The organism is Trinickia sp., assembly GCF_051953405.1.
Taxonomy (GTDB): Bacteria; Pseudomonadota; Gammaproteobacteria; order Burkholderiales; family Burkholderiaceae; genus Trinickia.
Genome location: NZ_JBQCIV010000006.1, coordinates 156882 through 170211, shown reverse-complemented (window position 1 = coordinate 170211; position 13330 = coordinate 156882). Strand labels below are relative to the sequence as shown.

The 13330-nt window shown below is 63.9% G+C and carries 8 protein-coding genes and 1 pseudogene; 6 read left to right on the top strand and 3 right to left on the bottom strand.

From position 1 onward, the window contains the following. From ACTHN9_RS01135 to ACTHN9_RS01115, 5 genes and pseudogenes are all read left to right on the top strand, one after another. Positions 1-352, top strand: a pseudogene (locus ACTHN9_RS01135) (peptidase S53); the annotation flags it as partial. 231 nt (positions 353-583) lie between these two features. Beyond that, complete coding sequence (locus ACTHN9_RS01130; RefSeq protein WP_440534908.1) at positions 584-2239, top strand: S10 family peptidase; 1656 nt, start codon at positions 584-586, stop codon at positions 2237-2239. Positions 2240-2548: 309 nt separating this feature from the next. Further along, positions 2549-2836: an H-NS histone family protein gene (locus tag ACTHN9_RS01125; protein WP_440534907.1), complete on the top strand. Its 288-nt coding sequence runs from the start codon at positions 2549-2551 to the stop codon at positions 2834-2836. A 163-nt stretch (positions 2837-2999) separates the two neighbouring features. Next, entirely contained in the window at positions 3000-3707 is a 708-nt protein-coding gene (locus tag ACTHN9_RS01120) for a winged helix-turn-helix domain-containing protein (RefSeq protein WP_440534906.1), read from the top strand. Further along, a complete protein-coding gene (locus ACTHN9_RS01115; RefSeq protein WP_440534905.1) occupies positions 3704-4882 on the top strand; it encodes an ATP-binding protein in 1179 nt (392 codons plus the stop codon). The genes ACTHN9_RS01120 and ACTHN9_RS01115 overlap by 4 nt, the downstream gene beginning before the upstream one ends. 36 nt (positions 4883-4918) lie before the next feature. Here ACTHN9_RS01115 and ACTHN9_RS01110 read toward each other — a convergent pair whose 3' ends face one another. From ACTHN9_RS01110 to ACTHN9_RS01100, 3 genes are all read right to left on the bottom strand, one after another. Continuing rightward, positions 4919-8038: an ATP-binding protein gene (locus ACTHN9_RS01110; RefSeq protein ID WP_440534904.1), complete on the bottom strand. Its 3120-nt coding sequence runs from the start codon at positions 8036-8038 to the stop codon at positions 4919-4921. 296 nt (positions 8039-8334) lie between these two features. Continuing rightward, positions 8335-10623 carry a patatin-like phospholipase family protein gene (locus ACTHN9_RS01105; protein WP_440534903.1) on the bottom strand — a complete coding sequence of 763 codons (2289 nt, stop codon included), beginning with the start codon at positions 10621-10623 and terminating at the stop codon, positions 8335-8337. Positions 10624-10720: 97 nt separating this feature from the next. After that, the gene (locus ACTHN9_RS01100; RefSeq protein ID WP_440534913.1) at positions 10721-11464 is read right to left on the bottom strand and encodes a response regulator transcription factor; all 744 of its coding nucleotides are present in this window, start codon (positions 11462-11464) and stop codon (positions 10721-10723) included. Positions 11465-11875: 411 nt separating this feature from the next. Between ACTHN9_RS01100 and ACTHN9_RS01095 the strand changes: the two genes are divergently transcribed. Then, positions 11876-13330: a FecR domain-containing protein gene (locus ACTHN9_RS01095; protein ID WP_440534902.1), complete on the top strand. Its 1455-nt coding sequence runs from the start codon at positions 11876-11878 to the stop codon at positions 13328-13330.

Sequence of the window (13330 nt, the reverse complement as noted above, 5' to 3'; positions counted from 1 at the left end):
TCGCGGCGTGCCCGACGTCGCGGCCGATGCGTCGCCGGCTTCCGGCTACGAAGTGTTGATCGACGGGCAGTCCGTGCCGGTGGGCGGAACGAGCGCCGTCGCCCCGCTTTTCGCGGGCCTCGTCGCGCGCGTGAACGCGTTATCGGGCCGGCCGGCAGGGTTCGTGAATCAAAAGCTCTACCGCGCGTCCAATGCGTTCAACGACATCACGTCGGGCAACAACGGAACTTATGCGGCAGCGGCCGGCTGGGACGCGTGCACCGGGCTCGGTAGTCCGAAAGGGCGCGGGATTGCGGCCGCTTTGGGGGCCCCGGCCGCACCGAGTGCGTCGGGCGCTCCGACTCCGGGTTAGCTATCGCGGCAGCAGGCGCGTATCGGATAGGCGGAGCCAGGCGCCTCGGCACTTGATCGGCTAGGCATCGAGGCGCCGCGTAGGTATTCGAGCAGTGGGAATTTCAAACGGTAAGGGTAATCGCCGGCCCGCTTCGGGCGGGGTGTGCCGGCGTATTTGAGGGCAGTTCGTCAACACAGCCGCGCACGCGCTCGGACCCGCGGGCCGGCCATAACTGATGGAGCGATCACGATGAATTCCGATACCGGCAGCCCGCAATCCACTCACAACTCTCATGCGCCGTCGCCGGGCAGGGCCTCGATGCCGCACGTCTTCCTGCGTCGACAGGACGATCAACCGTTTCACGACGATGTGGCCTACGGCAACGGGCCCGACGATTTCGTGACCGACACGAGCGAGACCGCGGCGATTACCCACCATACGATTTCGATCGGCGGCCGAAGGATCGACTATACGGCGACGGCCGGGCATCTCGTCACCGTCGACGAATCGAGTTCGAAACCGAGCGCGAAAATGTTCTACGTCGCGTTCACCGAAGACAACCAGAAGGAAGAAACGCGGCCGGTCACGTTCTTCTACAACGGCGGGCCGGGCTCGTCTTCCGTCTTCGTCTTGCTCGGCTCGTTCGCGCCCAAGCGCATCAAGACGTCGATGCCTAGCTTCACGCCGCCCGCGCCGTATTCGCTGGAGGACAATCCGGACAGCCTGCTCGACAAGAGCGATCTCGTATTCATCAACCCGGTCGGCACGGGTTATTCGGCGGCGATCTCCCCGAATAAGAATCGCGATTTCTGGGGTGTGGATCAGGACGCTCGCTCGATCAAGCAGTTCATCAAGCGTTTCTTGACGAAGAACGATCGCTGGAATTCGCCGAAATACCTGTTCGGCGAATCGTACGGTACGGCGCGCAGTTGCGTGCTGGCCTACATGCTGCACGAAGACGGCATCGATCTGAACGGCGTGACGCTGCAATCGTCGATTCTCGATTACACGCAAGCGGGCAATCCGGTGGGGGCGCTACCGACCGCCGCGGCCGATGCGTGGTACCACAAGCGGCTCGGCGTGGCACCCACGCCCGCTGACCTTGGCAGCTTCGTCGAAGAGGTCGCGCAATTCGCCCGTACCGATTACCTGGCGGCGCTGCGCAAGTTTCCGCAAACGGACGATGCCGTGGTCGAGAAGTTGTCGCAGTACACGGGGATCGACAAGACGACGTTGCTCGCGTGGAGTCTCGATATCGCAGGCTACGACAGCCGGGGCAATTCGCTGTTTCTCACTACGCTGCTCAAGTCGAAAGGCGTCGCGCTCGGGTCATACGACGGCCGCGTCACGGCCATCGACACCGGCATCGCGGGCCAGATCGATCCGAACTCGGGCGGCAACGATCCAACCATGACGGCCGTGACCGGCGTATATACGACGATGTGGAACGAGTATCTGAACGAGCAGTTGAAGTACACGTCGACATCCTCGTTTACCGATCTGAACGATCAGGCCTTCCGAAACTGGGATTTCGGACACATCGATCCGACGGGCGCACAAAAAGGCAAGGATGCACAAGGCAACATCATTTTGTATACGGCGGGCGATCTCGCCGCGGTCATGGCGCTGAACATCGACCTGAAAGTGTTGTCCGCGAACGGCTTTTACGACTTCGTGACGCCGTTCTATCAAACCGTCCTCGATTTGCAGCAGATGCCGTTGATCGAACAAACGGTGCGCAACAATTTATCGGCGCGTTTCTATCCGTCGGGTCACATGGTCTATCTCGACGGTGGCTCGCGTACCGCGCTCAAAGCCGACCTGTCGAAGATGTACGACACGATCGGTAGCGACGCGTCCGCGATGGCACGCGTGCGAACGTTGCAGCAACGGCATCGCGCGTAACGCGTAAGGGTCTGGAGGCTCGACCGACGATCGAGGTGGCGGCATTTTAGAGGCCGCCGCCTCTTTTTTATACCGCCGATTTCGCTTCGCCCCACCTCATGCGACACCGCAGCCGCGGTTCCCTCCACACGCGAATTAAATGGGCGATAGGTGGGCATGTATATTGCTTATGGTGTGCCTCGCCATGTCCAAGGGGCATGGCAGATTTGGCGCGCGACGCGCCGTCGATGCTAGGGGAAGGCGGGTTCTTCGCGCTAGCGTGACGACGGAACGCGCGGGCCTAGGACAACCGTAAGGAGGATTGAGTCCGTGGCGACGTACAAGGAATTGCTAGCAAGAAAACATGAACTCGACGCCGAAATCGAAGCGGCGCGCCAAGCCGAAGCGGATGCCGCGTTGGCCACCGTGCGGGAAACCATTGCCGCATTTGGGTTTAGCGCGGACGATGTGTTCGGCACGCGGCGCAAGGCGCGTGGCACGTCGAGCGGGGCCCCGCGGTTCCGCCATCCGGAGACCGGCGAAACGTGGGGGGGGCGGGGGCCTCGGCCACGGTGGTTGAAAGGCAAGGACCCGGAGCAATTCCGCGTGAGAGAGTAACGCGTTCGGGCTAGTTCGGCCGAGTTCGGGGCTGATTTCCGGGGCTGAATTCGGGGCTGACTAAGCGCGCGGCGGGCGGTAAAATTGCGCCTCGTTTCTCGTAAGTTTTTCCGGTCAGCGTGTTGACCGTCGATAAAAAAATCAGACCTCGAGCCGCGCCGTCATGTCCCACTCCATTTTGCTTGTCGAGGACGACGCTCGTCTGTCCTCGCTCGTCGCAGGCTACCTACGCAAGCACGGCTACGAAGTCCGTACCGTCTTGCACGGGAGCATTGCTGTGCCGGCGATCGTCGAGCACCGCCCCGATCTTGTCATCCTCGACATCAATTTGCCCGGCAAGGATGGTTTTTCCATCCTGCGCGAGGCGCGCGAACGTTTCGACGGCGTGATCATCATGGTCACGGCGCGGGACGATCGATTCGACGAGGTGCTCGGCCTCGAATTCGGCGCCGACGATTACGTTCATAAACCCGTGGAGCCGCGCGTGCTGCTCGCGCGCGTCAAAGCGCAACTGCGCCGCACGCCCGGGCGCGGCGGCGATGGGCACGATCAGCCCGATTCGTATCGGTTCGGCAAATTCCAGATCAGCCGCGCGACGCGAGCGGTCGTGCTGCCCGACGGCACGACCCCCGAGTTGACTTCGGCCGAGTTCGACTTGCTTTGGGCGCTGGTGCGCAACGCGGGCGAGGTGGCGAACCGCGACGATCTCTTGCGCGAGCTTCGCGGAATCGGCTTCGACGGCCTCGATCGCACGGTGGACGGTTGCATTTCCCGGCTGCGGCGCAAGCTCGGCGACGACGCCGCTAATCCTCAGCGCATCAAGACCGTGCGCGGCAAAGGCTATCAATTCAGCAAGGTCGCGTGGGAATGACCGGGACGCACGCGCGCGCCCAAGGCGAGGGCAAGAGCCATAGCGAGGGCCGAGCGAGCGGGCAAGCCGCCACGTTATCGGCGTACCGGTATTGCAAATGGCGCTGGCTGCGCTTTAGGCGGTCGTGGACGGACACGCGGGCCGATCGCATCCCGAGTTGGTCCAAGCTTTATCTGCGTGCTTATTTGCATGTGCTCGGTCTCGTCCTGACCGTCGTGGCGGCTGTGCTGGCGATGCTCTGGTTCGCGCTCGGTCCCGGCGTCCTGCGTCACGCGGTGGCGGCGTTGCCGGGTGGCGGTTTGCCGATCGTCGGCGTGGCGTGCGTCGCAACGGCTTATGCCACCTACCGCTGGATTCGGCCGATCTGGCTGGATCTCGTCATGGTGCGCGAGCGCGCGATCGATTTCACCGGCGGGCGTTTCAATACGCGTGCGCGCGAGTCGCATAGCGTGTTCATCGGCCCGCTTGCGCGGACCCTCAATGCACTGGCCGAACGCATGGAGCGGTTGATCGCCGCGCAGCGGGACCTCACGAACGGCATTTCGCACGAACTGCGTACGCCACTGGCGCGCACGCGCTTCGCGTTGGAAATTTTGCGCGATCCCGGCTCCGCGCGCGAATACGAAGGCGCGATCGCGAGCATCGAGCAGGACGTGACCGAACTCGACGAATTGATCGATATGAGCCTGACTTACGCTCGGCTCGAATATAGTTCGCTGCAATCGAATCTGGAGCCGACCCCGCTCGCCGCCTGGCTCGAGGCTCAAGTGCGCGATTCGGCCGTGCTCTATGCCGACAAGGCGGTCGCGCTCTCGATCGAACTCGATCGCCAGGTGCGGGCGACGATGGACAAGCGCTTGATGTCGTATGCGATCCGCAACTTGTTGCGCAACGCGGGGCGCTACGCGCGTGCGAATATCCACATCGCGCTGGCCACCGCGCACGGCAATGTCACGATCGCGGTCGAGGACGATGGCAACGGTGTCTCGGTCGCGGAGCGAGAGCGGATCTTCGATGCGTTCGTGCGGCTTGATCGCCACACGGGCGGCTATGGCCTCGGGCTCGCGATCACGCGCCAAGTGCTGCATGCGCACAACGGACGCATCGTTGCCGCGGATCCCCAGGTGCTGACCGGGGCGCGTTTCGAGCTGAGCTGGCCCGCCGCCCGGGTGTAAGCCCGGCGCGACGGGCGGGCCGCCGCGCGTGCCGCGTTATGCGGGCGGCTCTAGGTCGGCGGTGAGCGTCATGCCGCGCACGAGTTCGATCGTCTGCCGATACGCGGCGTCGAACCGCGCGCCGAACTGCCCGAGGTCGTCGGTTTCGCCTTTCGACGCAGCGGCTTCGATGTCGGCGCATAGATCGCCGAGCGGCAAGGCGCCGATCGAGCGCGACGACGATTTGAGCTTGTGCGCGATCGCGCCCGCTTCATGTGCTCGGCCCTCGGCCAAGCGCGCTAGCAACTGATTCGCTAGCGCGGCCGAGCATTCCAGATATTCGATCAACAAAGCCTGCACGGTTTCCATGTCGTCGCCGACGATCTCTTTCAGCACGCCGATGTCGAGGATCGCTCGGGTATCGGGACGCCCTTGCTCGCGCCGATCGGACGCGATTGTCGCGTCTTCGCCGAGTCCGAGTGCTCGCTGTTCGGTCGCGTCCGCCGAAGCGGGCTGCGGCGAAGGCAAAGCGGGGCGAGCGCCGGCAGTGCCCGCCACGGCGTGTGTCGTATCCATCGCGCCGATGCGTCGCGACGTCGTCCATTGCGTCAGCGCGTGTGCAAGCAGATCGAGCTTCAGCGGTTTGGTCAGGTAATCGTCGATGCCGAGCGCTCTAGCGCGGTTCGCCTCACCGGTGATGGCGTTGGCTGTCAGCGCGACGATCGGTACGCGCTCGCGTGCACCGCTCGCTTCCTCCGCGCGAATCGCTTGCGCGAGTTCGTAGCCGTCGCGCCGGGGCATGTGCAAATCGGTGAGGACCAGCGTGTAAGACTTCTCGCGCCACATCTCGAGGGCTTGCTCGCCGTCGGCGGCCATATCCGCCGCGTAGCCGAGCAGCGTCAGTTGCCGAGAAATCACGCGCCGGTTGACTTCGTCGTCTTCCGCCACGAGCAGCCTGACGTTATCGTTTGGCGGCGCATCGGCGCTAAGATCGTCCTGGCCGCGCGACGCGGCAAGCGCCCCGACATCGGCGCGTCCCGCGGCCAGCGCTACCGCGTCGATCAGGACGCGCCGGCGCAGCGCTTGCGCCCCGATCGACACGGTCTTGCCCGTGCGCGTCATCAAGACGAGGTTGCGCGACGCCGAGATCTGGACGTCGCCCAACAGCCGGCCGCGCTCGCTGGATCCGTTCGGCGCGACGGTATCCGCCGGGCTGCGTGCGTCATGCACAAGCACGCGTGGGCCGTCGGCCCGCGCCAGTGCTTGCTGCGCATCGTAGGCATCGGCCGCGATCTCGACGGTGGCACCGGCGTGGCGCAGATAGTCGGCCGTATCGTCGCAGCGCCAGTCGGGCGAGGCGACGACAATGCACGCGAGGCCCGAGAGGTCGGCCAACTGACGCGGCTCGGCACCGTCGACGGTGTGCAGCGGCAGTTCGACGGTGAATGTCGAGCCCTGGCCTGGCTCGCTTTGCACCGATAGGCACCCGCCCATCAGCGCGACAAGACGACGGCAGATCGCGAGACCGAGACCCGTGCCGCCGAAACGCCGAGTGGTCGACGCCTCCGCCTGGCTGAACGGCTGGAACAGTTTGGCGAGCGTCTCGGCGGTCATGCCGATACCGTTGTCGGAAATATCGAAGCGGACCTGCGGCACGTCGCCCTCGACGAACGCCGCGCGCAGGGCAACGTGGCCCTGAACGCCGCTGCGTCCGGCCGAAAACTTGATAGCGTTGCCGACGAGGTTGTAGAGAATTTCGCGCAGGCGCGTATCGTCGAACATCGCGCTCGGCGGCAGCATAGGCGAAACGTAGGTCCGCAGCGCAACGCCGCGCGCATCGGCGACGGTGGCGAGCGACGATGCCATGCCATCGACGACGTCTTCGATCGAGGTCGGCACGCAATCGATCTGCAGCTTGCCGGCTTCGATCTTCGAGAAATCGAGGATATCGTCGATGATCTTAAGCAGGGCCGAGGCGCAATCGCGAATCGTGCAGACCATCTCCTTCTGATCGGCCGACAGCGGCGAGCGCGTCAATACCTCGCTCATGCCGATAACCCCGTTCATCGGCGTGCGGATTTCGTGGCTCATGGTGGCGAGGAACGCGCTCTTTGCGCGCGATCCGGCTTCGGCGTCGGAGCGCGCCTGCTCCAGCTGCGCCCCTTTGGCGATCTCGCGGTCGTGCGCGGCGGCGAGGTTCATGAGCAGCGTTTTCGTGCGTCGCTCTGTCGTCACGATCAGGATCGTGAGCAGTACCGCCGCCGTCAGCAGCAATAAACATCGGGTGCGCCAAGCGACGAGATATTCGCGCGTGGAGTAGCCGACCGCGACGGCGAGCGGGTAGTCGCTGAGCGTGCGGTAGCTGATGATGGTGTCGTGCGCATCGATGAACGAGGCGGTGCGCAAGTTGCCCGAACGAGCGTGGGCCAACGCGCGCCGGAACGGATCGTTCTTGGGCAGTTCGGCGCCGACCGCTCGATCGCTTCCCGAGCGCAGCGCGCGCACGATATAGTCGTCCGTGCCCACGACGGCCACGACGCCGTCTCCGCCGATTCGCAGGCCGTTGTAAAGCTCCGTGAAATAGCTCGGGTTGACCGAAACGACAACCACGCCTAGGAAGCGGCCGTCGAGCGAGCTGATTCGCTGGGAGAGCTGCAGTTCGGCCCTGCCGCTCGCGCGGCCCACGACGGGGCGCCCGACCATCAGCTCCGTGCTCGGGTTATGGACGTGAATGCGAAAATGCTCGCGGTCGGATAGGTTGATCGCCCTGAAGCCCGGTACGGTGGACGCGCGCAAATACCCCTGCGAATCGATGACGGCGACCTGCACGAACACGTCGAGCTTGAGCAGGCCGGATGCCACGTAATACGCGAGCGGAATCGAAACGCCGTCGTTTTGCACCTGCCACGACACGAGGGCGGCCACCTGTTCGGCTTCGCGCATCACGCGGACGGTGTGAGCGGACAGCGCATCGGCGAGCGCGGTGGCACCTACGCGTGCGCTGCGCATCTCGGCGTTCGCGTCCCAAATCGTCAACGCGCCGAATGCGAACCATAACGAGGCGATCAGCAACAGCGTCTGCAGCTTGACGTGCGTGAATCGGCGGCGCAACGATTTCGGCGCCGGATCGATGGCCGGCGCGGGCGAAAGATTGGATGGGTCGAGCGGGGCGTCCATGTTCGACGTTTTATCAACGTGGAGGCTTAGTCAGCCGGAAGCGAGCGTTTAGCGTCGGAATGACTTGTTCTACGGCACCCGCCAAAAAAACTTCATACGGATTGTTACGAGCGGCCGGATTTTTTCGTTGATATCGATCAATGAAAAACCGGCACGGCTCGCACGGATATTGCAGAGAACACAGGGAAGGCTGAAGCGCCCGCGGCGCTCGGCGAAGCGAATAAGCGTTCGGTTTTTTGTTGTTTGGGCACCGATTATTTCAGGTGCCGCCGCTTTTGCCGCGGGATCGAAACCGTTTAATAGGTATGCCCGAGTTGGAAGTAAATATTGCGACGTCCGCTCGGCGCCAAGGCGATCCCTAAGTACAAGGGCCCGAACGAACTCGTGACGCTCGTAAAAAAGGTCACGCTTCGTTTGAGCGCACCGCTCGCGAAACGATCGCCTTGCTGCCAGACGTTACCGGCTTCGAAACTCACCCCGGCGTACAAGCCCTCGAGCGGCGCGGTGTCGAAACGCATCAACCGATTCAAATAAGTGATCTGCGCGTAGAGCATCGAATTGCCCGCCAACTGATCGGCCGCATAGGCGGACAAGTGCTGAAAACCGCCAAGCGTGAAGCCGAGCGGATTCGCCGCGTTTTGTCCCCCTATATCGCCGCCCGCTTCGACGCTGGCATTGAAACTGTGTCGTCCGAAGCTCACTGCGCCTATTGCCTTGCCGTAAAGCTCTGTAAATGGGCTGCTTTGGCCGAACACGGAGCGTTCCGCGCGCAATTCGGCGAAGTAGCCGGTGCGCGGAAAGAGCGGATCGTCGAGCTGATCGATGACGAGCTTCGCGCGCGCCGAGACTTCGCGTCCGTAGACATCGGGAAACAGCAGCGTTCCATCGTCGAGCGGCAGGTTATAGACCGCCGATCCGAACGCGTGCGAATAAGCCAGGCCGATGCGGAAATCGCCGAGCCGCGCCAGCGGCAGACCGAAGTCGATGCCCACGCGTTCGGTCTGCAAGTGGTACTGGGTCAGGCGCACGCCGGTGGAGTCGTCGTAGAGGTTGGCGAAGCGGCGCTCGAATTCGGCGTACGGCGCGACGTAGTAACCGATCGACGTCGAGAGCGGTTGACGCAATTCCGTATTGAAGTGGAGCAGGTCGCTGCCGAGCGTGGCATCGGCGCGCAACTCCAGGCCCAACTGGGTAAGCCACGGGCGACGGTACCCGAGGTTCAACCTGAAACCGCCTTCGTCCTCGGAACTGCTCGACAAGCCGAGACCGAACAGAATGAAGTTGGGCCCCCAGGATTTTTCGTTGGCGTCGATGACCAGGCGCGGCCCGTCTTTGTCGTCGATCAACTGTTGCGTCGCACTCTCGAAATCGCCCGAGGTGACGAGCGCTTGCAGATCTCGGTTCACGGTAAGCGGATCGTAAGTGTCGCCGGGGTGCAAACCGAGGAACCTGCGTACGCGCTCGGCCGGCACGCTGCCGCGCGTGCGGACTTCGATCCGCGCGAGCTTGACGGGGCGAGGCATCTGGGCGACGTGGTCGGCCCGATAGGCGGCGTACTGTTCGGGCGACAACGCGAACTGGCGCAAGCGGGGCAGCGCGTCGCGCGCGGCGGCCGCACCGCCCTCGATCGCTTCGGTCGCGTGGGCGAAATCGGCGAAGCGCAGATTGCCGAGCGACGGTTTGATCAGCACGTCCTTCGGCGTCAATTGCGCACGATGGCGGCCGACATTCTGGTGGATCAGAATGCCGAGCATTTGTTGCGCAACGTCGGTCGGCGAAGACAGCGCATCGAGTGGGCGCAAGGGCGAACTGATGTCGACGGCAATCAGGATATCGGCGCCCATTGCTCGCGCGACATCGGTCGGCAGATTGTTGACGAGGCCGCCGTCGACGAGTGCCGTCCCGTTGAAATCGGCCGGGGCGAACAGCCCCGGCATCGCAACGCTCGCGCGGATCGCAAGCGGCAGCGAACCGCGATCGAGCACGACTTCGTCGCCGGTACTGAGATTGGTCGCCACGGCCCGGTAGGGGATCGGCAGTGTGTCGAACGGGGCATTGGCGGGCACGGAGGAGGTCCATTCCTGCAACAACGCTTGTAGCCGGTTGCCTTGTACGAGGCCGGCTGGCAGCTTCATGCCGTCGGTGCCGAAGCCGACGCTGCCGACATAGAGCCGCGAGTCTTCTCGCTGCGATTGGGGCAGATCCGAGCGCTTCTCGACGTCGAACGCGATATCGGCGAGATTGACTTTGGCAAGCCGCGCCTGCAGCGTCTCGGCGCTCATTCCGCTCGCGTACAGCCCGCCGACCACCGCCCCCATGCTCGTGGCCGCAATGCAATCGACGGGGATGCGATTTTCCTCGAGCACGCGCAGCACGCCCAGATGCGCATACCCGCGCGCGCCGCCGCCCGATAGGACGAGACCGATCGACGGCCGGCCGGCGGGGCCGCCCAGGGCGCGGCAAACGGTGTCGGCCGCTTGCGCGCCCAGCGGGGCAGTCAGGATCGCAGCGGCGAGCGTGAGCAGCGCGGCATGACGGGTTCCCGACGCTGCGAGCGCTGTGCGGTTCGACAAGGCTTGCCCCATGCGGCCCCAAAAAATACGAAATATTACACGGGCCGTGCTGCTCGCGTCACGACGCGACAGGTCGATGACAACTTCGATGGGGTGCCGCGATGGGGCGTTACGCGTGCCCTGCGTGAATCGGCGTTTGTCCGGGGGGAGCGCCTAGCGCGTCCGGTATGATTTCGAGCCGGTAGCCGTGGCCGTAGACCGGCGCAAGGCGTACCCCGTTGTCGGGCTTCAGTTGGAGCTTCGTGCGCACGCGCGACATGTGCGTATCGAGCGTGCGGGAGATCGCGCTTTGCGGTTGCCCCCAGAGCGTTCCGCCGATGTGCTCGCGCGAAAGCACGCGTCCGGCGTGTTGGAACAACAACAGAACGAGATCGAATTCGCGCCCGGTCAATTCGATCGGGGTTTCGCGCAGAAAGCAGGTGCGGCTGACCGGATCGATGCGATAACTGCCGATTTCGATCAGCGTTTGCGGGGCCGCATCCGTATCGGGGTAGGCGCGACGGCTCAGCGCCTCGATTCGCGCCAGCAACTCGCCGTTGCGAATGGGCTTGATCATGTAATCGTCGGCGCCCGCGGCCAGCGCCGTGACGACGTCGGCTTCGAGCGAGCGGCTTGTCATGAACAAGATCGGCACGCGTTCGCTGAGATTGGCGCGTGCCCAGATCGTGACCTGGTGACCCGTCACACCCGGCACGCACCAGTCGAGCAGAATGAAGTCGAAACGATCGCGTTTCAGGCGGCGGATCAGTTGGCTGCCGTCGCGAAACAGCTCGCATTCATGGCCGGCCGAACGCAGTATCTCGCCGATGTGTTCGGCGAGCACGTCATCGTCTTCCAAATAGGCGATTTTCATTTCTTTCAAGTCTCGCTCGCAAGCATCGGATAGGCTTTCGCATTTCGTGAGACCGCATCCGATCGGCAGTCATAGGCATCGGATTGTACCGCTCTCGCCGCAAAAAGGGATTGCGGCGAGTGTTGCAAAAAGTGGGGCATTGACGTTTGTTTGCAATTTTCGATGGATCGGCCGCTTGCGCCTGCCATTCGCATGCCGCGGTTAAAACGATAAATGTTAGGACAGCTCAGTTTAGCGATGCACGATCGCTTGAAATTCGTTAAGCTCGCGGCTTTGGTGTCCCGAACCGGTCCGCGCGGGGGACGCCGGCAAGAGAGGCCGGCTCGAGTTCGGAGTTCGGCGCGCCATCTGGCCGATACCGCTGTCGGCACCGCTTCGACAGATAACAAATGCGCAATCATAGATACGACAATGCATAACCCACCTGCCGTCACTGCGCCTTCGACCGGGCAATGGGGGGCTTTCCCGGCAGCCGGGGGGCGAAAACGGGGGCGCTGCTACGCGCCGGCGGCAATCGTTGCGGCGTTGGCTGGGTTCGCGGTGTCGCCGGCCCATGCTCAAACGACGATCGATGCCCACGCAACGGCGGCTTATGTGACGGCCGCCGGCGACACGCTCTACGAGGTGGCTCAGCGCTACTTGACCGACGCGGGCGGCTGGCGTGCGCTGGCGCGGCTGAATAACGTGAGCGCGCCGAGACGCTTGCCCGCCGGCATGACGTTGCGGTTGCCGCTCGACTTGTTGCGCCGCGATTCGATGTCCGCGAGCATCGTCGCGTTGAGTGGGCTCGTCACGGCACGTTGGCATGGCACCGCGAAGGGGCAAAAGGCCATGCCTGCCGTGCCGCTGCTGCTCGGACGCCTGCTGGGCGAGAACGATACGATCTCGACGGGGCCCGATGGCTTCGCGACGCTCGAACTCGACGACGGCTCCTACGTCAGCCTCGTGCCGAACAGCCGTATCGTGTTGGCAAGCTTGCGCAAGATGGCACTGACGGGCATCGAAGATCACGTCATCGAATTGCAAAAAGGCGAAGTCAGCAACGAAGTGACGCACGCGAAGCAGCCCGGGGATCGCTTCGAAGTGCGCACGCCTTCGATCGTGGCCGGCGTGAGGGGAACGCGTTTTCGTGTCAACGAGATGTCGGCGATGACCGCCGTCGAAGTGCTCGACGGAACGGTGGCGGTCGGCACCTCGGCGCACACCGAGCCAGGCAATGCCGAGCGGCCGAACGTTCCTTCGCAGTTCGTGGGCGCGGGCCAAGGCAGCGCGACGCCGACCGGCGGGGCGGTGGGTGCGCCTAAGGCGCTGTTGCCTGCACCCACGCTCGTCGATCCGGGGAAAGTCCAAGACGGCAAGACCGTGACCTTCAACGTTGCGCCGGCGCCCGGTGCCGACGGCTATCGTATCCAGATCGCGCGCGACGCCGATCTGCTCGATTTGATCCGCGACGCGCGCGCGGCCTCGCCCCACGCCAGCTTCGACGATGTGCCCGACGGCACGTACTTCGTGCGCATTTCCGCCATCGATGCCAACGGTCTCGAGGGCCTGCCGCGCGTCTACGCGTTCGAGCGGCGGACGAACGAGCTGAGCGCATCGGCTACCGCGCACGCCGGTACGCACGCGTATCGCTTCTCGTGGCGCGCGTCGCGCGCCGATGCAAAGACGCGCTTTCGCCTCGTGTTGTCGCGCTACGCGGACCTCCACGATCCCGTCGTGGACGCGGTGGACCTGACGGACGACTCGCTCGTCGTATCCGACTTGCCGTCAGGCGACTATTACTGGCGTGTCGTTTCCGAGCAATACGATGATGGCCGATTCTATGAAACGAACGGCCCGGTGCGCAGCTTCACGCTCGCTAAGTGA

Excerpts from the sequence above, each read along its gene's own strand:
- ACTHN9_RS01130 (WP_440534908.1), top strand. The coding sequence starts at position 584 with ATGAATTCCGATACCGGCAGCCCGCAATCCACTCACAACTCTCATGCG.
- ACTHN9_RS01120 (WP_440534906.1), top strand. The coding sequence starts at position 3,000 with ATGTCCCACTCCATTTTGCTTGTCGAGGACGACGCTCGTCTGTCCTCG.
- ACTHN9_RS01115 (WP_440534905.1), top strand. The coding sequence starts at position 3,704 with ATGACCGGGACGCACGCGCGCGCCCAAGGCGAGGGCAAGAGCCATAGC.
- ACTHN9_RS01110 (WP_440534904.1), bottom strand. The coding sequence starts at position 8,038 with ATGGACGCCCCGCTCGACCCATCCAATCTTTCGCCCGCGCCGGCCATC.
- ACTHN9_RS01105 (WP_440534903.1), bottom strand. The coding sequence starts at position 10,623 with ATGGGGCAAGCCTTGTCGAACCGCACAGCGCTCGCAGCGTCGGGAACC.
- ACTHN9_RS01100 (WP_440534913.1), bottom strand. The coding sequence starts at position 11,464 with ATGAAAATCGCCTATTTGGAAGACGATGACGTGCTCGCCGAACACATC.
- ACTHN9_RS01095 (WP_440534902.1), top strand. The coding sequence starts at position 11,876 with ATGCATAACCCACCTGCCGTCACTGCGCCTTCGACCGGGCAATGGGGG.